Source organism: Geopseudomonas aromaticivorans (assembly GCF_019097855.1).
Lineage (GTDB): Bacteria > Pseudomonadota > Gammaproteobacteria > Pseudomonadales > Pseudomonadaceae > Geopseudomonas > Geopseudomonas aromaticivorans.
This window is the reverse complement of sequence record NZ_JAHRGL010000017.1, coordinates 76,783-100,612: the sequence shown is the minus strand read 5'-3', so window position 1 is coordinate 100,612 and position 23,830 is coordinate 76,783. Positions and strand designations below refer to the sequence as shown.

Below are 23,830 nucleotides of genomic sequence, written 5' to 3'. Positions count from 1 at the left end.
CGTAGTAGCGGAAGTGGTCGACGGCCAGCGGCACGTCGGCGTTCAGCGTCTCGCGCACGGCCTTGCCGTTGTCCCAGGTCTCGGCGACGGCGAGCAGTTCGAGGTTCTGCTCGATGCGGTCGGCGATTTTCAGCAGCAGGTTGGAGCGGTCCTGCACCGAGGTGCGGCCCCAGGCGTCGGCGGCGGCATGGGCGGCGTCCAGCGCCAGCTCGATGTCGGCGGCATCGGAGCGCGGGAATTCGCCGATGGCTTCGCCGGTGACCGGCGTGGTGTTGGTGAAGTACTGGCCCTTGACCGGCGCGACGAACTCACCATTGATGAAGTTGCCGTAGCGCGGCTTGAGGGAAAGGATGGCGCCAGCGGTACCCGGTTGTGCGTAGATCATGCTCATGGCCTCTCTTTTATTGTTGCGGTCCGGACTGGTTCTGGTTCTGCGCGGACTGTGGGTTGATGGTGTCAGCCAGCGCACGGCGTCGGTATGCGCCGTTGGAATGCAGAAGCTCGTTATTTGGTAGTAACGAGCGCTGAAAGTTGGCACGCACCCGGCCAAAGCGCAAGACCGCCGCCCCGCCCCGCTTCAGGCCGCCGCGCGATCACCCTCGAGCGACCGGGCCGCGCCGGCCAGCGCGGTTTGCGGCTGGTAGCCCAGGCGCAGGCCGCCCCAGTGGCGGCCCTGGATGAAGATCGGCACCGACAGGTCGTGCATCAGCTCGCCGGTATCGCGGGTATAGGTCTGCATCAGCAGCGCCTGCTGGTGGCTGCCGCAGCGGATGCCGGTGCGGTCGGTGAACAGTCGCTTGCTGCGGCTGTGGTGCATGTCCACCTCGGCATCGCCGGTGAGCGCCTGGCTGAATGCCCGGTTGTGGGTCGGCACGTAGCCGTCCGGGGTGCAGGCGATGGCGAACACCATGCCCTCGTGGCGCTGCAGCAGCGCCTCCTGGATCGCCGGCAACACCTCGTCGGTGAAGCGGTCGAAGCGGGTGCGATACTTCGGCGGCTGGGTGCCGGCAATCGGCTGGTAGTTGCGGTCGAACAGATCGTCCAGGCCGATACGCCCGCTGCGGATCGCAGCCTCGAACTGCCGGCTGATCTCTGCGGCGCCTTCGCGGGCCAGGTCGTAGACGCGCTGGTGGTAGTCGTCCAGCGCCACCGCGGCCAGTTGCTCGCTGATGGTTTCGGTCAGCTCCTCCAGCTTGGTCGCCTCGCCCTCGAGGCGCCGGGTCTGCTCCTCGCTGACGGCCAGATCGCGGCGCATCTGCGCTACCGCCTCGAACAGGCTGCCGAGCTGGCGACGATTGTTCTCCGAGCCGGCAGAGATCTCGCTGATCTGCTGCTCAACGCCGGCAGCCAGGCCGGCAATGCTGTCCAGATGCTGGCCGGCGCGCTCCACCTCGGTCACCCCGGTGACCAGCTCGCCGGACAGCTGACGGATACGCTCGACCACCTCGCCGGTATGCCGCTGGATGTCCTCGATCATGTGGCCAACCTCGGCGGTGGCCGAGGACGTGCGCCCGGCCAGGCTGCGCACCTCGCCGGCCACCACTGCGAAGCCGCGGCCGTGCTCGCCGGCCCGCGCCGCTTCGATCGCAGCGTTGAGCGCCAGCAGGTTGGTCTGGCTGGCGATCGACTGGATCACCCCGGTAACCCGCTGGATCTCCTCGCTGCGCCGGTTCAGCTCCTCGATCAGCTCGCGGCTGGTCGCGGCCTGCTGGCGCAACTGGTGCATGCGGCCGATGGTGGCGCCCAGCACGCGGCGCCCGGCATCGCTGCTCTGCCGCGCCTCGATGGCGGCGTCCACCGCCTGGCGGCTGAGCGCGGAGGTCTGCGCCTCGGTGGCGATCATCACCTCGGCACTGCCGACGATGCGCTCGGCGGCATCGACCTGCGACTCGCCGCGGGCGGCCAGGTGCTGCACCGAATAGGCCACGCCCGCCGCCGACAGGGCGTTGTGGCTGACCGAGAAGGACAGCTCGCGGGCCAGCCGGTCGACATCGACGGCCGCCGGCAGGCCGCTGGCACAGCGCCAGCGGCGCCAGGCCACCGGCACCCAGGGCAGCAGGATCAGCACGCCGAGACACAGCCAGAGAGGCAGCCAGCCCAGGGTCTGGGCAGCGACCAGCAGCGCGGCGATGCCGCCCTGCAGCAGACGCATGAGGGCACAGCGGGAAGCGACGGACGACATGGGGAATCCTCACGGGAGGCGGACCGCCTGCGGCGCCACGACAGCGGCGCGCGAGCCTCCATCCTGAGCGCCGGGCGGCACCGGCATTGTTCTTGTAATTATCGCGGCCCATCAGCCACTGCCTGCCTGCAGCGTGCAGTGACCCGCACAGGCGCAGGACCGCGTATCCATTCATCGGCCATTTGCCGCCCGACTTTAGCCGGCAGGCGAAAAGTCGGGACGCCGGCCCCGCGACAGGCGCGGCCAGCGGCGGCACAAACGACAGGGCCGGCAATCATGCCGGCCCTGTTTTACCCCCTGACGATCAGCGCTTGGCGACTGCCGCCATTTCCTTGGGCAGCTTGAAGGTCCAAACCATGCCGCCCTGGTTGAAGTCCTTGATGCGCTTGGCTACCTCGCCGCCCCACAGCGGCACCGCACCACCCCAGCCGGACAGCACGGAGACGTACTGCTCGCCGTCCATCTCCCAGGTGATCGGCGAGCCGATCACGCCCGAGCCGGTGTTGAACTCGTAGAGTTTCTTGCCGGTCTTGGCGTCGAAGGCCATCAGGAAGCCTTCCGGGTTGCCGGTGAACACCAGGTTGCCCTTGGTGGCCAGCACGCCGCCCCACAGCGGCGCGTAGTTCTTGTAGCGCCAGACTTCCTTGCCGGTCTTCGGGTCGATGGCGCGCAGCACGCCGATGTAGTCCTCGTTGAGCGGGTGGATGGTGAAGCCGGCGCCGAGGTAGGCCGCGCCCTTCTTGTAGGCGGTACCCTCGTTCCAGATGTCCATGCTCCACTCGTTGGACGGCACGTAGAACAACCCGGTGTCCTGGCTGTAGGCCATCGGCATCCAGTTCTTGCCACCGAGGAACGACGGCGCCACGGTCACCGTCTTGCCCTGCGCGCCGGTATCGCCCGGCTTGCCCGGACGGTTGTCCTCGTTGTAGATCGGCCGGCCGTCCTTATCCAGGCCCTTGGCCCAGGTGATCTTGTCGACGAACGGGAAGCCACGGATGAACTTGCCGTTGGTGCGGTCAAGCACGTAGAAGAAGCCGTTGCGGTCGGCGGTACCGGCTGCCTTGATGGTCTTGCCGCCTTCCTGGTAGTTGAACGACACCAGCTCGTTGACGCCGTCGTAGTCCCAGCCGTCGTGCGGGGTGGACTGGAAGTGCCACTTGATAGTGCCGTCGTCCGGGTTCAGCGCCAGACGCGAGGAGGAGTACAGGTTGTCGCCCGGACGCAGGTGCGAGTTCCACGGCGACGGGTTGCCGGTACCGAACAGCAGCTGGTTGGTTTCCGGGTCGTAGTAACCGCCCAGCCACGGCGCCGCGCCGCCGGTCTTCCACAGGTCGCCCGGCCAGGACTTGCCGGCTTCGCCGCCGGTGATGCCGTGCTCGACCGGCTTGCCGTCCTTGTAGACGTAGCCCATGTGGCCTTCCACTGTCGGCCGGGTCCACAGCAGCTCGCCGTTCTTCGGGTTGTAGGCCTCGATCTTGCCGACCACGCCGAACTCGCCGCCGGACACGCCGGTGATCAGCTTGCCGTTGACCACCAGCGGTGCCGCGGTGATCGAGTAGCCGGCCTTGTAGTCGGCCACGGTCTTCTTCCACACCACCTTGCCGGAGTCCTTGTCCAGCGCCACCAGCTTGGCGTCGAGGGTGCCGAAGATCACCAGGTTGTCGTACAGGGCGACACCGCGGTTGATCACGTCGCAGCACGGCATGATGCCGTCGGGCAGGCGCGCGTCGTACTGCCACAGCTCCTTGCCGGTTTTCGCATCCACCGCGAACACCCGCGAGTAGGAGGCGGTCATGTACATCACGCCATCCTTGACCAGCGGCTGGGCCTGCTGGCCGCGCTGCTTCTCGCCGCCGAAGGAGAAGGCCCACACCGGACGCAGCTGGGTGACGTTGTCGGCGTTGAGGGTATCCATGGGGCTGTAGCGCTGGCCCTGCAGGCCGAGACCGTTGGTGACGACCTCGCCGGGGGTCTGCGCGTCCTTGAGGATGTCGTCGTCGGTGACGGCCCAGGCGGACAGGCCGGACAGTGCCAGCGCAAGGCCCAAGGTGGTCCTGGCGAAAGTATGGGTGAGACCGGAGTGCTTCATACGGCTACCTCTGCGGGTTCATTGTTATTGCCGGGAATTTTTCCCGGTCTGCAGTGAATTCTTCGCCGCAGGGGGTAGCGCAACAATTGATCGCGGGGAGCAAAGACATGCTTCCTTGGTAGCAATACCCGGCGCAGCAAGCACGCGCCGGGCAGCGGACAGCCGCCAAACGCGGGCCATCCGGAGCGGGCGCGGGAGGTCGCTCCCGCGCCGAGCGGGACTCAGAACTCGAGGCAGATCTTGCCGAGGTGGGCGCCGCTTTCCTGGTGGCGGAACGCCGCGCCGATGTCGGCCAGGGCGAAGCGGCGGTCGATCACCGGGCGCAGGCCGATGGCGTCGATGGCGCGGACCATGTCGACCTGCTCGCGGCGGCTGCCGACGATCAGGCCCTGCAGGCGCGCCTGCTTGGCCATCAGCTGGGTGGTCGGCACCTCGCCGGCATGCCCGGTCAGCACGCCGATCAGGGCGATGTGCCCGCCGGTGCGCACCGCGCTGATCGACTGCGCCAGGGTGCCCGGCCCGCCGACCTCGATGACGTGGTCGACGCCGCGCCCGCCGGTCAGCTCGCGCACCGCCGCGCCCCACTCGGGGGTCTGCCGGTAGTTGATGCAATGGTCGGCGCCCAGCTCGCGCATGCTCGCCAGCTTGGCGTCGGACGACGAGGTGGCCAGCACGGTGGCGCCCATCGCCTTGGCGAACTGCAGGGCGAAGATCGACACCCCGCCGCTGCCGAGCACCAGCACGCTGTCGCCGGCCTTGAGGCCGCCGTTGACCACCAGTGCGCGCCAGGCCGTCAGCCCGGCGGTGGTCAGGGTCGCGGCCTCGGCATGGCTGTAGCCCTGCGGCGCGCGGGTGAACCAGCTTGCCGGACACACCACCAGCTCGCGGGCATAGCCGTCCCAGCCGTCGCCCGGCACCTCGGCGAAGTCGCTCACCGTCGGTGGGCCGTCCTGCCAGCGCGGGAAGAAGCAGGACAGCACGTGATCGCCCACCGCGAACTCGCTGACGCCCGCGCCCACCGCCTCGACCACGCCGCCGGCATCCGACAGCGGGATGCGCCCGTCGGCGGCCGGCCAGGCCCCCGAGGCGATCAGGTAGTCGTGGTAGTTGAGCGAACTGGCGCGGACCCGCACGCGGATCTCGCCGGCGCCGGGCTGCCCCGGGTCCTGCTCGTCGTGCAGTTGGAAGCGGTCGAGACCGCCGGGCGCCTGGAGCCTGATGACCTGCATGGGGGATTCTCCTGAGGGGGAATGGCGAAAGACCAGGGAAGGCCCGCATCGTCCGGGCCGCGGCGCAGCTTAATCCTGCCGGTCGATCCTCTGGAACACCCTGGCCTCGTATTTCGGGTACAGGTGGCTGACCGTGCGGGTCAGCTCGAAGCGGGCCTGGCTGATGCCGGCGAAGCGCGCGGGAATCGGCGTGCGCATCGCCTCGTTCATGTCCTGGCCCTGGGCCACCGCCGCGCGCAGCAGGCCGTCGAGCCAGCCGAGGTAGTCGCGCATCTGCACGAAGGGCTCACGGCCGGCGGTCACCGGGCCGTGGCCGGGCACCAGCAGCCGGTAGGGCAGTTTCTCCAGCGCATCCAGATCACTCAGCCAGACGTCCAGCCCCGGCGTCTGCGGGGTGGTCAGGGCGCGCTGGTAGAACACCAGGTCGGCGGCGAACAGCACGCCGGTGGTCTGGTCGAGGATCGCCAGGTCGGCGCCGGTGTGGCCGCTGAAGGCCAGCAGCTGCAGGCGGTGGCCGCCGATCTCGCGCACGCCGGGCTCCAGCGTCTCGCCGGGCAGCAGCACCTCGGTGCCGCGCATCCAGTCGCCGAGCAGGCGGTACATGTTGTCGGCAAAGGCCGCGCCCTGCTCGGCCAGCAGCTCGCGGGTGTGCGCCAGCGCGGCGATCGGCACGTCGCTGAAGGCCTGGTTGCCGAACACGTGGTCGGGGTGGTGGTGGGTGTTGATCACCAGGGCGATCGGCCTGTCGGTGACCCGGCCGATGGCGGCGCGCAGGGCCTCGCCGTAGCGTTTCGAGATGCCGGTGTCGATCAGTACCACGCCGGCCTCGGTGACGATGAACGCCACGTTGACGATGTTGCCGCCGTTGCTCGCCGCGAAGTTTTCCGTGCTGCCCTCGAGCAGCCAGGTGTCCGCGGCGATCTGCCGGGGCTGCAGGTCATAGCTCGGCTCGGCCGCCGCCAGCGGCAGGCTGAGGATAGTCGCCACAAGCAGGCTGAACAGACGCATGGTGCCTCCTTTCCGGTGTGATCGGTGCGCATGGCGCACCCTACGTGCACTTCGGTCCTTTGCAGACCCGATCCGTAGGGTGCGCCGCGCGCACCACGATCACGGGCCACTCAGAACGCCGCCTCGAACTCGTTGCCGTTGTTGTCGCGCAGCCACAGGTGCTGGCCGGCGTCCTGCCCGCCCAGCTGCAGGGTCAGGGTCGGGTTCTCGCTGACCGAGGGATGCAGCTCCAGGCTGGCCAGCACCTCGTCGGCCGCGCCGCGCAGCTCGGCGCGCTCGATGAAGAACTCGGGAATGCCGCCGGAGAGGCCATTGTCCATCGGGTGCGAGATGCGCAGGCGCAGGCGGTTGCCGTCGCCCTGCGGGAAGCGCGCGCCGAACACCTCGCCGAGGTGCTCCTCCCAGCCGGCCTGGGCGCGTACCGCGCTCGGCGCAGTGCAGCCGCCGCCGGCAGCGTCGATGCGGGTCGAGCCGACGTGCCAGGTGCCATCGCGGGTCAGCACCGCGGCGCGGATCGGCGTGGACTGCTCGACGCGGATGTTCAAGGCGATGCGCGGCGCCACCGGCCCGCTGGGGAAGAAGGTGAAGATGTGCGGGATCGGATTGAGCTCGGCCCAGGCGACGATGCGCACCACCTCGCGGCCCAGCGCCGTGGCGTCGATGCTGATCGGCACCTGCCGCGAGTCCTCGGCGAACGGCGGCGCCGTCAGCACCACCCGCTCGTCGAACTCGTAGGGCGCCTCGCCGAGGAAGCGCGTCTGGTGGAAGCTCCACATCGCCGACTGCAGCGGATCGGTCTCGCCGGCCCAGGCCGGGCTGCTCAATAACAGCCAGCCCAATGCCAGGCCCATGCTACGGATGGTCATTGCCTGCCTCCTGCTGTCTGCATCAACTGATGGTGCCCACGCTCCGGCGTGGGTACCGATCCCGCTGGGCGCTCCTGCGCCCGGCATCCCGGGACGCGGAGCGTCCCCACAGGCACTCCCACGCGGGAGCGTGGGAGCGATCGGCGGCCTGCTCACTCGCCGTGGGTCTGCGCCTGCACCTCGCCCTCGTACAGCTCCGGCACCTCGTAGCGCAGGCCGTAGCGGGCGTAGATCGCCGCAAGCTCGCCGGAGCCGATCAGTTCCTCCAGCCCGCCCTCCAGCGCATAGGCCAGCTGGCGGTTGCTCTCGTGCACGGCCATGCCGATGTCCCACTGCTGGCGCCCCATCTCCGGGTAGGCGTTGGCCGCCGCCTTGAGCTGCGGGTCGTGCGCCTCGTGCAGCAGCCAGTCGATCTCGCCGCGCATGGCCATCACCGCGTCCACCTTGCCCTCGCGCATCGCCGCAAAGGCCTGCGGCGGCGAGGGGTAGTGACGGGTGTTGCGGCTCATCCGCCCGCCGAATACCGAACTCATGTAGAACGACGGCACGCTCTCCAGCTCGACGCCGATCGGGTGGTAGCCGAACACCGCGACGCTGGGCACTTCCTTGAGCCGTCGGGTGTCATGGGCGACCTGCCAGCACTCGCGCTGGTAGGGAGCGAACATCACCACCCGTTCGTTGACCAGCTCGCCCAGTTCGTTGCGCTTGAAGGCGTAGTTGCGGTCGTAGGGCACCCGCAGCATCACGTCGGCAAGCACCTCGGGACGCAGGTAGTGGCCCTTCCAGATGAAGTTGCGCAGGTCGTCGTCGAGCTTCTCGCCCGCCGCGATCCACAGCAGCTCCAGCTTGAGGCCCTGGCTGTCGGCCAGCTTCTGCGCCAACTCGACATCCACGCCGCGCGGCTGGCCGTCCTGCTGGAAGCTGTAGGGCGGGAAGTTCTCGTACACCGCCACCCTGAGCGCACCCGAGGCGACGATGTCATCGAACGGTCGAACCTGCGCCTGCGCGACCTGGCCAAGCGTCAGCAGACTGCACAACACCAGGATCAGCAGGCGCATGGCGGCTTACTCCTTGACGGCAACGCTTTCCAGGTAGCTGCGGATGGCCCACAGCGATTCCTGGCTGAGATAGTCGGCCATCTTCGGCATGTATACGCGACCGTCGCGCACTGCGCCGTTGATCACCCGCTCCTTGAACCACTCGTCACCCTCGATGCCTTCATCCAGCATGCGCAGGTCCGGGGCGATGCCGCCGGAGACGGCTTCCAGGCCGTGGCAACGGGCGCAGTTCTGGGTGTAGGCGGAAGCGCCGATTTCCACGGCTTTCTTGTGCTTGGCGTAGGGCTCGCGGTAGGGGTTCTCGTCGCGCCACTCGGTACCCAGCTGCTCGAGGTCGGCGGTATTCACCGCCTGCGGGGTCACGTCGCCATGCGCCATGGCATGGGAAGCGGCGCTCAGCGCCAGGGAAGCCAGCAGGGCGTGCAGCAGTTTCTTGTTGTTCATGGCGGTACCTCATTTCGATGCGGTGCAAGGCATGCGCTCAGCCTGTGGAGCGCGTTGTCGGCATCTTAGGGAGCCCCCGGCCGCGGACTGTATTCTGCTTTGGTGCCCGCGCCTTCGTTCCTTGGTAGGAGTCCATGGGGACCGTCTTGACCGCGAAACCCGCGCACGCCGGGGGCTGCGCGCCATTCGCGGCGAGACCGCCCGGCAGCGCGGGGGCGACGTGACAGTCACCGGCCTGCAGCGCCAGCAGCCGGGCCTGCGCCGCGGCGCGACGGGCAGCAAGGTCGGCAGCGCTACTACTGTGGATGGGGTCGAGACCGAGCAGGACGAGGATCAGCAACACCAGCAGGGACAGCAATCTGAGCAGGGACATGGCGAGGGGGCCTTTCCTGTCGTTATCGTTATAAGCCCCATGCTAAGAGCTGCCTCCCGGCTCCGAACCGGTACCTTGGTACTGCTCCACCGCTACTTTCTGCATATTTGCCCGCCCCCGGCCCCTTCCTAAGCTGGCAGCATCCCCACCGGAGGCTGCCATGCGTACCTTGCTGCCCTGCCTGTTCACCGCCCTCGGCCTGCTCGCCGCCGGCCCGGCCAATGCCGATCTCGACGTGCGCATCGGCTACCTCGGCTACACGCCGGAGCGCGGCCCCCTGCTGTCCAACGTCATCCCCGAGCCGCTCGACGCCGGCCGGCGCGGCGCCGAGCTGGCCATCGTCGACAGCAACAGCACCGGGCGCTTCCTCAAGCACAGCTACCGGCTGGAAAGCGCCGAGGCGCAGAGCGGCGCGGCGCTGCTCGAGCAGGCCCGCGCCCTGCACGCCAGCGGCCTGCGCCTGTTCGTGGTCAACGCCCCGGCCGACACCCTGCGCCAGCTGGCCGGGGCGTTGCCGGAAAGCCTGCTGCTCAACGCCGGCAGCGCCGACGACAGCCTGCGCACCGACAACTGCGCAGCCAACCTGCTGCACACCCTGCCCAGCCGCGCCATGCTCGCCGACGCCCTCGGCCAGTTCCTCGCCGCGCGCCGCTGGCAGCGCGCCCTGCTGATTCCCGGCCCGACCGCAGACGACCAGGCCTACGCCGACGCCCTGCGCCGCGCCGCCAAGCGCTTCGGGGTGAAGATCGTCGCCGAGAAACCGTGGAGCTTCGACAACGACCAGCGGCGCAGCGCCCAGGCCGAGATGCCACTGTTCACCCAGACCGCCGAGTACGACGTGGTGCTGGTGGCCGACGAGCGCGGCGACTTCGGCGAGTACGTGCCCTACCAGACCTGGTATCCGCGCCCGGTGGCCGGCACCCAGGGCCTGACCCCCACCGGCTGGCACAAGACCGTGGAGACCTACGGCGCCGCCCAGCTGCAGAAGCGCTTCGAGGAGCACGCCGGGCGCTGGATGAACGACCGCGACTTCGCCGCCTGGATCGCCGTGCGCAGCATTGCCACCGCGGCCAACAAGCTGCGCAGCAGCGATGCCCTGGCGATCCGCCAGCTGGCGCTGTCCGACCAGCTGCCGCTGGACGGCTTCAAGGGCCGCAAGCTGAGCTTCCGCGCCTGGAACGGCCAGCTGCGCCAGCCGATCCCGGTGGTGCAGCCGCGCGCGCTGGTCACCACCTCGCCGCAGGACGGCTTCCTGCACCCGGTCACCGACCTCGACAGCCTGGGCTACGACCGCCCGGAAAGCCGCTGCCGCCTCAACGAGAAGGATCTCTGAACCATGCGCTATCTCCCGCTCGCCCTGCTGCTGTGCAGCCCCCTGGCGCTGGCCCAGGAAACCAGCGACCTCAGTTACGAGGCGTACATCGACAGCGACAAGCGCATCAAATGCCTGTACGGCTACGCCGCCGAGAAGACCGGCAACCATGCCGCCGCCATGCAGATCTTCGAGGACTGCATCCGCCGCTGGAACGACGTCTACTCGATGATCTGGCTGGCGCAGATGTACGAGGTCGGTGGCGCCATGCCCGTCGACCTAGGCAAGTCCGCCGAGCTGATGCGCCGGGGCGCCCGCCAGCCGGATGACGCGCCCTACGTCAGCCTGGCCCGCTACCACTGGGGCACGGCGCTGACCGAAGGCCGCGGCGTGCCCGCCGACCCGGCGGAGGGCCGGCGCTGGCTCGAGAAGTCGGCCGCGGCCGGCGAGAGCGAGGCCATCGCCTATCTGCAGCGTCTGGCCGCCCCCGCCGCCCCCCCTCGCCCATGACAACAACAAGGTAGAACATCCCATGCGCACACCCCGCCTTGCCCGCCTCATCGCCGCCCCGCTGCTGATCGGAGCCAACTCGATCTTCGCCGCCACCGCCTACGTGTCCAACGAGAAGGACAACACCCTCAGCGTGATCGACCTCGACAAGCTGGAGACGGTGGCGACCCTCGAGGTCGGCATGCGCCCGCGCGGCCTGGCGCTGTCCAGCGACCACCAGCGCCTGTACATCTGCGCCAGCGACTCCGACCGCGTGCAGGTGATGGACCTGGCCAGCCGCAAGATCGTCAAGGAGCTGCCCTCCGGCGCCGACCCCGAGCAGTTCGCCCTGCACCCCAACAATAAGTGGCTGTACATCTCCAACGAGGACGATGCGCTGGTCACCGTGGTCGACGTCGACAGCGAGCAGGTCAAGGCGCAGATCGAGGTCGGCGTCGAGCCGGAAGGCATGGCGGTCAGCCCGGACGGCAAGTGGGCGATCAACACCAGCGAAACCACCAGCATGCTGCACTGGATCGACACCGCCACCAACCAGGTGGTGGACAACACCCAGGTCGACCAGCGCCCGCGCCACGTCGAGTTCAGCCAGGACGGCACGCGGCTGTGGGCCTCGGCGGAGATCGGCGGCACCGTCACCGTGGTCGACGTCGCCACCCGTCAGCCGATCAAGACGCTGACCTTCGCGATCAAGGGCGTGCACCCGGACAAGGTGCAGCCGGTGGGGGTCAAGCTGACCTCAGATGGTAAGTACGCCTTCGTCGCCCTCGGCCCGGCCAACCATGTGGCGGTGGTCGACGCCCAGACCTTCGAGGTGCTCGACTACCTGCTGGTCGGCCGGCGCGTCTGGCACCTGGCCTTCACCCCCGGCGAGCAGCAGCTGCTGACCACCAACGGGGTCAGCGGCGACGTCTCGGTGATCGACGTGGCCAGCCGCAAGGTCACCAAGTCGATCAAGGTCGGCCGCTACCCGTGGGGCGTGGTGGTGACGCCATGATCGGCCTCGAGGTGAGCGGCGTGAGCTTCGCCTACGGCGCGCGCCAGGCACTGAGCGAGCTGGACTTCGCCCTGGCGCCGGGGCGCTTCAACGCCCTGCTCGGCCCCAACGGCGCCGGAAAGTCGACCCTGATCGCCCTGCTCACCCGCCTGTACGAGCTGCAGGGCGGCGACATCCGCATCGGCGCCTGCTCGGTCCGCGCCAAGCCGCGCCAGGCGCTGGCGCAGATCGGCGTGGTATTCCAGCAGAGCACCCTCGATCTCGACCTCTCCGTCGAGCAGAACCTGCGCTACCACGCCGCCCTGCACGGCCTGCCGCGGGCGCAGGCCTTCGAGCGCATCGAGCTGGAGCTGGCGCGCCAGCAGCTGAGCGAACGCCGCCGCGAGCCGGTGCGCGCACTCAACGGCGGCCATCGCCGCCGCGTGGAGATCGCCCGCGCCCTGCTGCACCGGCCGCAACTGCTGCTGCTCGACGAGGCCAGCGCCGGCCTCGACCCGGCCAGCCGCCAGGCGCTCAACCAGCACGTGCGCCGCCTGTGTGCCGACGACGGCCTGACCGTGCTGTGGACCACCCACCTGTTCGACGAGGTGCAGGCCGACGACCCGCTGCTGATCCTGCACCGCGGCCGCCTGGTGGCACGCGGCACGGCGGCCAGCGTGGCCGCGCAAGGCGAGGACCTGGCCGCCTCCTTCGCCCGCCTGACGGAGGTCGCCGCATGAACGACCTTCCGCGGTGCGCACGGCGCACCCTACGGCCGCACGGCATCCCCCTGCGTAGGGTGCGCCATGCGCACCAGCGGCCGAGCCGTAAGCCATCGGTGCGCACGGCGCACCCTACGGAGACCCGTCCATGACCGCCTACCTGGAATGCCTGCGCGGCATCGTGCTGCGCGAATGGCTGCGTTTCGTCCAGCAGCGCTCGCGCTTTCTCAGCGCGCTGGTGCGCCCGCTGCTGTGGCTGCTGGTATTCGCCGCCGGTTTCCGTGCCGCACTGGGCATCGCCATCATCGAGCCCTACGACACCTACATCACCTACGAGACCTACATCGTCCCCGGCCTGGCCTGCATGATCCTGCTGTTCAACGGCATGCAGGGCTCGCTGTCGATGGTCTACGACCGCGAGATGGGCAGCATGCGCGTGCTGCTGATGAGCCCGCTGCCACGACCGTTCCTGCTCGCCGCCAAGCTCTTGGCCACCAGCCTGCTGTCGTTGCTGCAGGTCTACGCCTTCCTCGCCATCGCCTGGCTGTACGGCGTGCAACCACCGGCCTGGGGCCTGCTGTATGCGCTGCCGGCGCTGCTGCTCGCCGCGCTGATGCTGGCGGCGCTGGGCCTGCTGCTGTCCAACGGCATCCGCCAGCTGGAGAACTTCGCCGGGGTGATGAATTTCGTGATCTTCCCGCTGTTCTTCCTGTCCTCGGCGCTCTACCCGCTGTGGAAGATGCGCGAGGCCAGCGAATGGCTGTACTGGCTGTGTGCACTCAACCCGTTCAGCCACGCGGTGGAACTGGTGCGCTTCGCTCTGTATGAGCGCCTCAGCGTCACTGCCCTGCTGGTGTGCCTGGGCGTCACCGCGCTGTGCAGCCTGCTCGCCGTGCTGACCTTCAACCCGCAGCATGCGGCGCTGCGGCGCAACGCCTGAGTGTCGCAGGGTGCGCCCTGCGCACCAATGCTCCGCGGCTCGGCCAATGCTGCGCAGGGCGCACCCTACCTGACGGACTTTTCGCAAAATTACTACTTTGGTACTGGCTTTCGCCCTCCATCGCAGGATTTCCAAAGCACTGCGACTAACCGATAAATAGTCGCAAACAACAATAGGAACTCCCGGCCATGTCGCGTCTGCTCGCTGCCGTGCTCTGTCTGCCGCTGCTCCTCGGTCTGCTGCCTGCCCAGGCCGGCGAGGAACAGCTGTTTTCCACCGACGGCTATCGCCTGGACCGCTACCGCAGCCCGACCCCGGCCACGGTCGAGGGCGCGCAGACCATCGACACCGCCACCCTGCAGCGCATGCTGGCCGGCGCCGACAAGCCGGTGCTGATCGACGTGTTCCGCCGCCCCTGGCTGCACGGCCAGTTCGTCAGCGACGAAGCGCACCAGAACATCCCCGGCAGCCTGTGGCTGGCCAACGTCGGCGAGGGCCGGCCCGAGGCGCAGTGGCTGGACTACTTCAGCCACTATCTCGAACAGGCCAGCGGCGGCGACCCGACCCGGCCGCTGGTGCTCTACTGCAAGTCCGACTGCTGGCTGTCGTGGAACGCCAGCAAGCGCGCCGCCGCGCTGGGCTATACCCGGCTGTACTGGTACCGTGACGGCATCGATGCCTGGCAACAGGCCGGCCTGCCGGTGCAGACCGCCACGCCCGCACCGCTGCCCTGAACCGCCGCACCCCCATCGATAACGACAAGAATCTGGTGAAGGCCCATGTACAAGATCCTGATTGCCGACGACCACCCGCTGTTCCGCGAGGCCATCCACAACGTCATCGCCGACGGCTTCCCGGACAGCGAGGTGATGGAAACTTCCGACCTCGACAGCGCCCTGGCCCTGACCCAGGAACACGACGACCTCGACCTGATCCTCCTCGACCTCAACATGCCCGGCATGCACGGCCTCAACGGCCTGATGACCCTGCGCAACGAGGCGCCGACCATCCCCGTGGTGATCGTCTCCGCCGAGGAGGACAAGCAGATCGTCCTGCAGGCGATCACCTACGGCGCAGTCGGCTTCATCACCAAGTCCTCGCCGCGCGCGCAGATGACCCAGGCCATCGAGCAGATCCTCAATGGCAACGTCTACCTGCCCTCCGACATCATTCGCGCCAGCAAGCCGGCCCCGCGCCGCGCCAGCCAGGAGGCCTCGGGCATCCCGCCGGAACTGCTGCAGGCGCTGACCCGCAAGCAGCTGCTGGTGCTGGAGCGCATGACCAAGGGCGAATCCAACAAGCAGATCGCCTACAACCTCGACATCGCCGAAACCACCGTCAAGGCCCACGTTTCCGCCATCCTGCGCAAGCTCGGCGTGCACAACCGCGTGCAGGCCATCCTCAGCGCCGGCGACATCGACTTCAGCGCCTATCTGCGCCGTTGAGCCATGGTGCGCACGGCGCACCCTACCAGGCCCGCAGCGCGCAAGGATGCGCAGAACCGTAGGGTGCGCCATGCGCACCAGCTCCCACCCCCCGGCGTAGGATCCGCTATGCGCACCAGCCCCCCGCCCATCCCGTAGGGTGCGCCGTGCACACCAAACACCCCCCTCACTCACCGAAATCACCGTCAACCTCGCCCGCACCACCCCAGTCGGCGGGATAGCGCCCCTCGCGCACCAGACGATGAAAACTGGACCACGGCCAGTCGGTGACGCGCGCCACCAGGCCATGCCGCACCGGATTCCAGTGCAGGTAGTCCATGTGCCGCCGGTAGTCGTCCTCGTCGCGGATCAGGTGTTCCCAGAAGCGCCGTTGCCAGATTCCCCGCTCGCCGCGCAGCTGGCGGCTCAGGCTGAGCGCACCGCCATCGGGAAAGTCCTGGCTGACCTTGCGCTTGATCATCGACCAGCGACGGCCGAAATCGGCGTCATCCTGCGGCAGTTGCCAAAGGCAATGCAGGTGGTCGGGCAGCAACACCCAGCCGTGGATGGCGAACGGATGGCGCTGACGCACCGCCTGGATTGCCCGCCGCAAGCTGAGGCGCAACTCGGGCCGGGTCAGCAGCGACCGGCGTCCGTGGCTGACCACGGTGAAGAAATACAGGGCTCCCGCCTCTCGGGAGCGGCGATATTCGGACATTCCATGTCCCTCGATTGGCATGCGTCGTCGGCCAGCATAGAAACAGCGCAGCGGACCATTCCGTGACGGTGCGCACGGCGCACCCTACGACAATCACATCCGCCCGCCAGCCGTAGGGTGCGCCATGCGCACCACGAGCCTAAAGTGGATTCACGCCGCTACCTGCCCCGAGGGCCGAGGCATATGGCCAACTCCCCGCAATCCGACGCACCGCAACCGCCGAAACGCTGGTCGCAGCGGGTCAGCGAGCGCAGCAACGCCCTCGACCTCGAACCCGGCGTGTTCACCTGGGCCGACCCACGTGCCATCGCCGAGTCGCTCAAGGCCTGCGCCGAATGCAGCCAGCGACGCAAGGCCACGCCCTTAGCCTCGGCGATGGCGATGCTCAATTTCTACATCAACCGCGCCGGCCGCCAACTCCCCGCCGAGCAGCGCGCGGTGCTGGAGGCGGCCAAGGACGAGCTGCGCGCGCTGTACGGCCGGCCACGGCGCAACCCACGCAGCGGCCAGCCGCAGTCATGAGGGCCGGGGATCAGTCCGCCGCGAAGCAGTAGAACAATCCAGCCCCGCCCAAGACGCCAGTGCCTCGCTGCTGCAAGCGCCGCGCGAGAGGTGCCTGTCAGCACCGACTGCCTCGGCAAACCTCTGGCCTGCGCATCCGTCCGTTGTACCTGCGCTGCGGAACGACTTCGACCAGGCGCAGGCTGTCTCTGTGCCCGCATCGGCAAAACCGCCCCTCCGACATGGACAGTCGCGCGCGCCCCGGGATAGCGTTATGCCATGCCCGCTTGCGTCATGCAGCGAACGGCAACGGCTTGCCAATCCTGGCCCAGCATCCCTCGCAACCGGCAGCGAACGGCCGCCCGCTGTACCGAGGTACGCACCAGGAACGACAAGGAAATGTCATGCCGCCGAGGGACTTCTGCCCCATGCCCTCTGCCGCGAATCAAGAGCAGTTCTTCTACTCATGCACGTGACCGAGCTCCGCTTCATCGAACTCGCCAAACGCCATGCCCTGGTCGGCATGCAGGCAGCCAAGGCCCTCAACGACCGACAGGAGCAACTACAGCTCGAACGGGTGCTGTTGCAGGAGCGCCTGGCCAGCCCGGAGGGCACCGCGCAATCCAGGGCGGCACTCGAGCAACTCAGCGAGTTCATGCGCACGCACCAGAGCGCATTCGAGCAACTGGCCCTGGCCTGCTGCGCCGAGCTGGCTGCGGCGCTGGACGAGTTGCCGGAGCAGCGGCAGGCGGAATATCGCGCGGGCGTCATGGCCTCGATCAACGACCAGCTCGAAGCGCAGAGTCTGCTCTACCGCAACCGCGACCGCTGGATTGTCGCGGCCATGGAGATCTGCCAGCTCATCGACGCCTGCCGGGATGCCGTGGTCTTCGCCGACGACGGCATGGGCTTCGCCAACGAGGACGACCTGGAGCGCTTCCAGTCGCTGTTCGCCATCATCGAAGAAGTCCACCAGTTCGAAGTGGCGCAGCTGCACGAGCGCAGCCAGCGCCTTGCCCAGTCGCTGGCCATACTGGAGCAGGTTGCCCCCGCCTGATTGCACGCCGCCGGCCCATCCGGCCGGGGGCAGGCCGCGGCTCTGCCCCGGTCGCACAGGGAGATCGACATGAATCGCTTCGGCTTCGCGGCGCTGCCGCTTTGCAGCATGCTGCTGACCTTCGCTGTGCACACCCAGGCCCAAGGCCCCTCGTATGACTGCAACAAGGTCGAGAAGCCCAGCATCCCGGCGCTGGTCTGCGCGGACGCCGAACTATCCGCCCTCGACCGCCAACTGGCCGAGGTCTACACCGCAGCCAGCGCCAGAGCGGCCAACGAGCACCCGCCACGGCTCAAGGCCGAGCAGCGCGGCTGGATCAAGGGCCGCGACGACTGCTGGAAGAGCACCGACCAGCGCGCCTGCGTGGTGGAGAGCTACCGGCTACGCATCACCGAACTGCAGGCCCGCTATCGGCTGGTGCCGCACACCGGCCCCTTCACCTTCGCCTGCGACGACCAGCCCGGTAGCGAGGTGGTCGTCACCTTCTTCGCCACCGAACCGCCCACCCTGATCGCCGAACGCGGCGACAGCGTGTCGCTGATGTACCGCCAGCCCAGCGCCAGCGGCACCCGCTACCAGGGACGCAATGAAAGCTTCTGGGAGCATCAGGACGAGGCGACGGTGTTGTGGGGGTATGGGGGCACAGGAGATGTGTTGCCGGCGGAGGCCCTGAGAAATTGCCATTGCATGAGCAGTAGACAGTTCTGAGCTCAATGGATAGCGTTGCCACAGTCCCGATCGCCCGAACGATCGAGCTCGACAAGGAAGTCATTCAACCTTTGCGCAGAGCCGCTGCATACCACTCCTTGCAGCGATATGCGCAACGACAGGAGTCAGCATGAGCGATCACTGGGAAACCTTCCCCTGCCAGATGGGCAATCACGTCGCATGGATCTCCTACGACCATGGACTTCGCACCGAGATAGAGAGTCTTCCCTTCAGCAACTGCGCGCGCTTCGCCGTCGTACTCAAATCCCCGGACGAGCGCGGCCTTCCCTCAGGTGAAGAATTCAGCCACCTGAATGCGATTGAAGACCAGTTGACGAATGTGTTGAGCGACCAAACAGGTATTCAGATCGGACGCATCACGACCGGTGGCAAGCGGCACTTCATCTTCTTCACTTCATGGACAGAGGCCGATGTCGCCAGCCTTGCAGAGCAATTGGCGGAGCAGTTCGATTACCAGATTCTGTTCTGCTGCGAACCAGATCCGGAGCGGGCCGCCTACTGGAGCGAACTGTTCCCCACCGAGGACGACTGGCAAGTCATTCAGGATATCCGTACCGAAGACGCCTTGAGGCGCGAAGGCGAAGCCTTTGCCACCCCACGCCCCATCGCTCACTGGGCCCACTTCGATAATCCGCAGGACCGGGAACAGTTCATCATTCTGGTCAGCGAACACTTCGAAATATGCGAGCTCAGCGAATCGCCGAGGGGCGATCATCTCAGCTACACCGTCAGGCTGGCGCATACCGGGCTTCCCGATTACGGCTCGATGAACCCCTTGACCCTATTTCTCAACCGCTCGGCCAAAGAGTGCGGTGGCGACTACGACGGCTGGGAGACACAGGTTTGTCGCGATTGATCCGCCCAGAGCAACAGCAGGTGTGCGCTCGCTTCGGCACCGCTTGCGAGCCTGTCGATACCGACTCGAAAGTCGGAGTCGCCCTGCACACCCTCAACCTCCAGCCACTCAATGCGCTACGGCACCCGGCCGCAGGTTCGACGTGTGGCTGGTACATATGGGGTGGGGAGGACCTGCCACAAGACCAGGAAGACTTCTTCCAGCCCCTGCATGTCCTGCACCTGCCCTCGTACTGTCCGGCCGTCATCCCTTATCTGGCTCTTCCCCCAGGGTGGCGCATCCTCCTAGCGCCTGGCTACGAGGACGTATGGTTTGACCCCTTGCTCCTTGAGGTCTGAGTGCCGGGAGCATGCCCCGGACGGCTATGGCAGGAATCGAACCAAACAGGGAGAGCACACTGAATGAGCAAGTTTGGCTTGAATTACCGATATCCCGCAGGATATGCCGTTGAGGTTGGCGAGCAATCGTCTTACAACCACCGCTTCGGCGGCTCCTCCTGGAAGGTGATCGATCCGCAGCCGCTCGAGGACGGGCCTGCCTTGCTGCTTGTGCTCGATCTGACCGACCCTCGGCTTTCTGCAATGGCCGCCAAACACCGATACGAGCTGCCGGTATGCAGCTACATCAACAGCGATCTCTGGGTGGAGGAGCAGGTTTACAGATTCGATGAAGAATCGAAAACGGTGTGGCTCGTCCACAAGACCTCGAACGAGTGCTACACACTCCCCGAGGAAGACCGATTTCCAACCCCCTTGCCGGAGACCAGGATCGCCTTGAGAGAGCTCCAGCCAGCGGAGCTTCCCCTTGATGAAGATTCATACTGGAGAAATACCGACGACTTTCTCGGTGGCAGCGTCGTTTTCAGAGTCATGGGCTCCCCCTTGTGGCTGGATGCGCCCGAGGAAGTGAAGTGTTCTTGCGGCAGGCACATGACACATATCGTCGGTATCGGCTACGAAAACTGGAACGGACCCTTCCACTTTCTCGACCAAATCCCGTTCTTCCTCGGCGAAGCTGCGCTATATGCCTTCGCCTGTCCGGTATGCCCTGAGTTGAGGGTCATATCCCAACCGACCTGAGTCACTCGACGCAATCCCAACCAGCCTACCCACGCCCCCGCTCCACCAGATGACTCATCGCCGTCTTCAGCTTCATCGGCCGCACCGGCTTGTGCATCAGCACCTGGCCGAGTTCGCGCATCTGCAGCTTGAGGTCGTTGCTGTAGTTGGCGGTGATCATCAGCACCGGCAGCGGCGCGCTGCGCCGGGCGTTGAGTTCCTGCACTAGGTCGGCGCCGGTGTGGCCGTTGTCGAGGTGGTAGTCGACGACCAGGATGTCGGCCACGCCCTGCACGGTGTCCACCTGGCGGGCCAGGTCGTCGCCGGACAGCGCGGTGACCACGTCGCAGCCCCAGCCCTCCAGCAGGGTGCGCATGCCGGCGCAGATCGCCGCATCGTTGTCGACCACCCAGACCCGCGCGCCCTGCAGGTGCTCGCCGGGCGGCGGCGGCAGTTCGCTCTGCTCGCGCGGGCGCGCCACGCTGCGCGCGTAGGGCACCTCGACGGCGAAGCAGGAGCCGATGCCCTCGCGCGAATGCACGCGGATGCGGTGGCCGAGCATGCGCACGATCTTCTCGACGATGGCCAGGCCGAGACCGAGGCCGCGGTCCTGGGTGGCGCGCACCGGGGCGCCGCGCTTGAACTCCTGGAAGATCTCGCCGAGCTTGTCCGGGGCGATGCCGGCGCCGGTGTCCCACACTTCGATGGACAGCCCGCCGGGACGCCGCCGGCAGCCGAGCAGCACGCGGCCGCTGGCGGTGTAGCGGATGGCGTTGCTGAGGAAGTTGCGCAGCACCCGCGCCAGCAGCTGGGTGTCGCTCTTGACCAGCGCCGAACAGGGCACGAAGTCGAGACTCAGCCCTTCGCTGGCGGCGATCTGGTGGTATTCGGCGGCGAGGTTGTCGAGCAGGTCGGCGATGGCGAAGGCGCCGACGTCGGGCTTGATCACCCCGGCGTCCAGCTTGGAGACGTCGACCAGGGTGCCGAGCAGGCTTTCCACGTCCTCCAGCGAGTTGCTGACGTTGCGGATCAGCCCGGCGCTGGGCGCCGGCACCGGCTGTTCGAGCAGCGCGCTGGTGAACAGCCGTGCGGCGTTCAGCGGCTGCAACAGATCGTGGCTGACCGCGGCGAGGAACTTGGTCTTCGACAGGTTGGCCTGTTCGGCTTCGCGCTTGGCCTCGCGCAGGCGCGCCTCGGCGCGCGCGCGCTCGTCGATCTCCTCGCGTAGCTGGCTGTTCACCGCGGTCAGTTCGGCGGTGCGCTCGCGCACCCGGCGCTCGAGGTTCTGGTAGGCCTGGTGCAGCGCCTCGGCGGTGCGCCGGCGCTCGGTGATGTCGCGGATCAGCACGAAGATGCCGAGCACCTCGCCGCCCGGCTGGCGGTTGGGCACGTAGGAACGCAGCATGTAGCGCTCCTGGCCGGCCTGGTTGCGCTCGGCCACCTCGAAGGTGACGTTCTCGCCGGCGAAGGCGCGCTCGATGTACGGCTCGAGCAGGCGGAAGTGCTCCTCGCTGTGCACGCTGCGCATGGCCTGGCCGAGCATGGCGCCGCGCGGCCAGCTGTACCACTCGTCGTAGACGCGGTTGGTGAATTCGTAGGTGAGGTCGCCGCTGATGTAGGCGATCAGCGCCGGTACCTGGTCGGTGATCAGGCGCACCCAGCGCTCGCTCTCGCGCAGGGTCTCGGCGTAGCGGTAGCGCTCGGTGATGTCGGTGTAGGTGTTGACGTAGCCGCCGGCCGGCATCGGGTGGGTGCGCACCTCGAGCACGCGGCCGTCGCTCAGGCGCTGTTCGCGCTCGCGCAGCGGGCGGCCGCGCTCGTCGCAACTGTCCGGGGTGAGCAGCTCCAGCTCGCTGTCGGCCATCACCTCGGCGAACGGCCGGTGCGCCTCCAGCGGCGCCAGGCCGCCGAGTTCGAGGAAGCGGCCGTTCCACAGCTCCAGCTCGCCCTCGGCGTTGATCACCGCGACGCCCTGGGACAGGTTGTCCATGGTGCGCTGCAGCAGGCGCGACTTCTGCGCCACCGCCTGTTCGCGGCGCGCGGTCTCGTGGACCTTCACCTCGGTGATGTCGGTGTAGAGGATCACCAGGCCGCCCTCGCGGGTCGGCCGTTCGCTGACCTGCACCCAGCGGCCGTCGTGCAGACGATAGAGGGTGCGCTCCTGCTCGGCGCCGCCGTGTTCCTCGACCACCAGCCCGGAACTGATCGCCAGGCGCTTGACCTCGGTCAGGCGCATGCCACGGCGGATGCGGCCCTGCAGGTCGCCCCACAGCGCCTGGAAGCGGCGGTTGAACAGCAGGATGCGCTGCCCGGCGTCGAACAGCACGAAGGCGTCGGAGATGCTCTCGATGGCGTCGATCAGGTGCTGGTGGGCGGTCTCGGCGCGGCCGCGCGCCTCGCTGAGCAGCGCGTTGCTGGTCTGCAGCTCGGTCATCGCCCGGTTCAGCGCGTCGGTGCGCTCGCGCACCTGCTCGGCGAGCACCACCGAGTGCTGGAAGGCGGCGTAGGCGTCGGCGCCCTGCGGGCCGGCGGACTCGACGCGCTCGATCAGCGCGGCGTTGATCCGCTCCAGCTTGAGGTTGCGCGCTTCCAGCTCGGCGAGCCGGACGCGCAGCTCAGCGGCACAGGCCCCGTCCGGGTCGGCCGATGGCGACGCCGGTGAAGGTCTGGTTGATGTGCATGCCATTGAACTGCTCCCCGTAGGTGTTGAAGCCGATCACGCGGTGGCGGACCAGCAGGCCGGCGGTGTCGGCGACCAGGCCGCGCGCTTCCACCTCCATGCGGCGCAGGAAACAGTCGCAGCCGATGGTCAGCAGCAGCGGGCCGAGGCGCTGTTCGAGGCCGTCGAACAGCGCCCGCAGGTTGGGCAGCAGCGGCCCGGGCTGCATGGCGGTGAGGACGATGCCGTTCTCCACCGCGCAGTAGAAGGTCAGGCTGAGGTCGGGATTGACCCGCTGGATCGAGCGCACGTAGTGCTGCTCGCCGAGGCGCACCGCCAGCGGGTGCAGGGCGAAGGTCTCGAGGTCGAGCTGCCGCGGATCGACACCGAGCAGGCGCGCGTATTCCAGCGCCGCCGGCTCGGCATTGAGTTCGAACACGGTGCGGCTGGCCGGATCGGCGGCGGTGACCACCAGCTTCTCGTCCAGCGGCTGGATGTGGTGGGTGGTGAACACCTCGAAATCCAGCGCGGTGTGCACCAGCACCACCACCGCGGCGCCGGTGTGGAAGCGGCCGTCGTGGTAGACGTGGGTGCGCGTCAGGTAGTTGTCGTCGCCGGCCGAGCCGCCGAAGTGGGGGATGCGCCCGAAGGCGGCGTTCAGCGCGGAGAGCACCAGCTCCTCGCGGCTGGACAGGCCGTCGAGCAACGTCAGGGCGAAGCTGTGGCCGCTGATCGGTTCGCGGCTGCTGCCGCGGCACTCCTCGGCCAGTTGGGCGACCACCTGCTGGGCGTCGAGCAGGCTGAAGCTGTCCAGCGCGTCGATGCGCGCGGCGGCGATGGAAAAGCTGCGATGGTCGAAGCCGATGGCGCTGACGCAGCCGCGGCCGTAGCCCTGCGGGGTGATCTCGCCGGCGGTGGTGCAGCCGACCAGGCGCACGCCGCCAAAGTACTGCTCCAGAGCATTGGCCAGCGCGGGCAGGTCGTATTCGGCGCTGCAGAAGAACAGCACGCAACCTAGGTGCGGGTGCATCAGCTGGCGGGCCAGGTCCTGGGCCACGCTTTCCGCATCGGTCGACTCGGAAAGGGCCATGCGGACGACGTCGTTCAGATCTTCTTCCACGT

General features: G+C 67.8%; 25 protein-coding genes. 13 read left to right on the top strand and 12 right to left on the bottom strand.

What is annotated here, in order from left to right:
- The 9 genes from KRX52_RS07660 to KRX52_RS07620 form a co-directional block, all read right to left on the bottom strand.
- On the bottom strand, positions 1–385 hold a 385-nt coding region (locus tag KRX52_RS07660), incomplete at its 3' end, for an aldehyde dehydrogenase family protein (protein ID WP_217681151.1).
- A gap of 192 nt (positions 386–577) precedes the next feature.
- Complete coding sequence (locus KRX52_RS07655) at positions 578–2,182, bottom strand: methyl-accepting chemotaxis protein (RefSeq protein ID WP_217681143.1); 1,605 nt, start codon at positions 2,180–2,182, stop codon at positions 578–580.
- 304 nt (positions 2,183–2,486) lie between these two features.
- The gene (locus tag KRX52_RS07650) at positions 2,487–4,271 is read right to left on the bottom strand and encodes a PQQ-dependent methanol/ethanol family dehydrogenase (RefSeq protein ID WP_217681142.1); all 1,785 of its coding nucleotides are present in this window, start codon (positions 4,269–4,271) and stop codon (positions 2,487–2,489) included.
- Between the two features lie 221 nt (positions 4,272–4,492).
- The gene (locus tag KRX52_RS07645; protein WP_217681141.1) at positions 4,493–5,500 is read right to left on the bottom strand and encodes a zinc-dependent alcohol dehydrogenase family protein; all 1,008 of its coding nucleotides are present in this window, start codon (positions 5,498–5,500) and stop codon (positions 4,493–4,495) included.
- 69 nt (positions 5,501–5,569) lie between these two features.
- Positions 5,570–6,508, bottom strand: coding sequence for a quinoprotein relay system zinc metallohydrolase 1 (locus KRX52_RS07640; protein ID WP_217681140.1), 939 nt, complete (start codon positions 6,506–6,508; stop codon positions 5,570–5,572).
- A gap of 110 nt (positions 6,509–6,618) precedes the next feature.
- Entirely contained in the window at positions 6,619–7,359 is a 741-nt protein-coding gene (locus tag KRX52_RS07635) for a quinoprotein dehydrogenase-associated SoxYZ-like carrier (RefSeq protein ID WP_217681150.1), read from the bottom strand.
- Between the two features lie 167 nt (positions 7,360–7,526).
- Positions 7,527–8,432: a substrate-binding periplasmic protein gene (locus tag KRX52_RS07630; protein WP_217681139.1), complete on the bottom strand. Its 906-nt coding sequence runs from the start codon at positions 8,430–8,432 to the stop codon at positions 7,527–7,529.
- Positions 8,433–8,438: 6 nt separating this feature from the next.
- Positions 8,439–8,876: a cytochrome c-550 PedF gene (pedF, locus tag KRX52_RS07625; protein ID WP_217681138.1), complete on the bottom strand. Its 438-nt coding sequence runs from the start codon at positions 8,874–8,876 to the stop codon at positions 8,439–8,441.
- 37 nt (positions 8,877–8,913) lie between these two features.
- Positions 8,914–9,249 carry a hypothetical protein gene (locus tag KRX52_RS07620; RefSeq protein WP_217681137.1) on the bottom strand — a complete coding sequence of 112 codons (336 nt, stop codon included), beginning with the start codon at positions 9,247–9,249 and terminating at the stop codon, positions 8,914–8,916.
- 160 nt (positions 9,250–9,409) lie between these two features.
- Here KRX52_RS07620 and KRX52_RS07615 point away from each other — a divergent pair, with 160 nt between their 5' ends.
- The 7 genes from KRX52_RS07615 to KRX52_RS07585 all read left to right on the top strand — a co-directional run bounded on the left by KRX52_RS07615 (position 9,410) and on the right by KRX52_RS07585 (position 15,151).
- Positions 9,410–10,582 (top strand): ABC transporter substrate-binding protein, encoded by a 1,173-nt coding sequence (locus KRX52_RS07615; protein WP_217681136.1) that lies wholly within the window; start codon positions 9,410–9,412, stop codon positions 10,580–10,582.
- A gap of 3 nt (positions 10,583–10,585) precedes the next feature.
- The gene (locus KRX52_RS07610) at positions 10,586–11,071 is read left to right on the top strand and encodes an SEL1-like repeat protein (RefSeq protein WP_217681135.1); all 486 of its coding nucleotides are present in this window, start codon (positions 10,586–10,588) and stop codon (positions 11,069–11,071) included.
- 22 nt (positions 11,072–11,093) lie between these two features.
- Positions 11,094–12,065 carry a YVTN family beta-propeller repeat protein gene (locus KRX52_RS07605; RefSeq protein WP_217681134.1) on the top strand — a complete coding sequence of 324 codons (972 nt, stop codon included), beginning with the start codon at positions 11,094–11,096 and terminating at the stop codon, positions 12,063–12,065.
- A complete protein-coding gene (locus KRX52_RS07600; RefSeq protein ID WP_217681133.1) occupies positions 12,062–12,784 on the top strand; it encodes an ABC transporter ATP-binding protein in 723 nt (240 codons plus the stop codon). Before KRX52_RS07605 ends, KRX52_RS07600 begins: the two co-directional genes overlap by 4 nt.
- Positions 12,785–12,914: 130 nt before the next feature.
- Positions 12,915–13,706: an ABC transporter permease gene (locus KRX52_RS07595; protein ID WP_136489613.1), complete on the top strand. Its 792-nt coding sequence runs from the start codon at positions 12,915–12,917 to the stop codon at positions 13,704–13,706.
- Positions 13,707–13,894: 188 nt separating this feature from the next.
- On the top strand, positions 13,895–14,440 hold the full coding sequence (locus tag KRX52_RS07590; protein ID WP_217681132.1) for a PQQ-dependent catabolism-associated CXXCW motif protein: 546 nt from the start codon (positions 13,895–13,897) through the stop codon (positions 14,438–14,440).
- A 45-nt stretch (positions 14,441–14,485) separates the two neighbouring features.
- Positions 14,486–15,151, top strand: coding sequence for a response regulator transcription factor (locus tag KRX52_RS07585; RefSeq protein WP_217681131.1), 666 nt, complete (start codon positions 14,486–14,488; stop codon positions 15,149–15,151).
- Positions 15,152–15,317: 166 nt separating this feature from the next.
- Here the strand turns inward: KRX52_RS07585 and KRX52_RS07580 are convergent, their stop codons facing one another.
- Positions 15,318–15,848: an REP-associated tyrosine transposase gene (locus KRX52_RS07580; protein WP_217681130.1), complete on the bottom strand. Its 531-nt coding sequence runs from the start codon at positions 15,846–15,848 to the stop codon at positions 15,318–15,320.
- Between the two features lie 183 nt (positions 15,849–16,031).
- Here KRX52_RS07580 and KRX52_RS07575 point away from each other — a divergent pair, with 183 nt between their 5' ends.
- From KRX52_RS07575 to KRX52_RS07555, 6 genes are all read left to right on the top strand, one after another.
- Positions 16,032–16,370: a DUF3175 domain-containing protein gene (locus KRX52_RS07575; protein WP_217681129.1), complete on the top strand. Its 339-nt coding sequence runs from the start codon at positions 16,032–16,034 to the stop codon at positions 16,368–16,370.
- 445 nt (positions 16,371–16,815) lie between these two features.
- Positions 16,816–17,406, top strand: a complete 591-nt coding sequence (locus KRX52_RS07570; protein WP_217681128.1) for a hypothetical protein — start codon at positions 16,816–16,818, stop codon at positions 17,404–17,406.
- 69 nt (positions 17,407–17,475) lie between these two features.
- On the top strand, positions 17,476–18,114 hold the full coding sequence (locus KRX52_RS07565; RefSeq protein WP_217681127.1) for an MliC family protein: 639 nt from the start codon (positions 17,476–17,478) through the stop codon (positions 18,112–18,114).
- Between the two features lie 130 nt (positions 18,115–18,244).
- The gene (locus KRX52_RS07560; protein ID WP_217681126.1) at positions 18,245–18,991 is read left to right on the top strand and encodes a DUF695 domain-containing protein; all 747 of its coding nucleotides are present in this window, start codon (positions 18,245–18,247) and stop codon (positions 18,989–18,991) included.
- On the top strand, positions 18,943–19,329 hold the full coding sequence (locus KRX52_RS21140) for an immunity protein Imm33 domain-containing protein (RefSeq protein ID WP_437439692.1): 387 nt from the start codon (positions 18,943–18,945) through the stop codon (positions 19,327–19,329). Before KRX52_RS07560 ends, KRX52_RS21140 begins: the two co-directional genes overlap by 49 nt.
- A gap of 63 nt (positions 19,330–19,392) precedes the next feature.
- Entirely contained in the window at positions 19,393–20,070 is a 678-nt protein-coding gene (locus KRX52_RS07555; RefSeq protein WP_217681125.1) for a hypothetical protein, read from the top strand.
- Between the two features lie 25 nt (positions 20,071–20,095).
- On the opposite strand, the gene nahK is transcribed toward KRX52_RS07555, so the two are convergent.
- Positions 20,096–22,735, bottom strand: coding sequence for a hybrid sensor histidine kinase/response regulator NahK/ErcS' (gene nahK / locus KRX52_RS07550; protein ID WP_217681124.1), 2,640 nt, complete (start codon positions 22,733–22,735; stop codon positions 20,096–20,098).
- A complete protein-coding gene (nosP, locus tag KRX52_RS07545) occupies positions 22,665–23,828 on the bottom strand; it encodes a nitric oxide-sensing protein NosP (RefSeq protein ID WP_217681123.1) in 1,164 nt (387 codons plus the stop codon). Before nosP ends, nahK begins: the two co-directional genes overlap by 71 nt.
- Positions 23,829–23,830 lie beyond the last annotated feature (2 nt).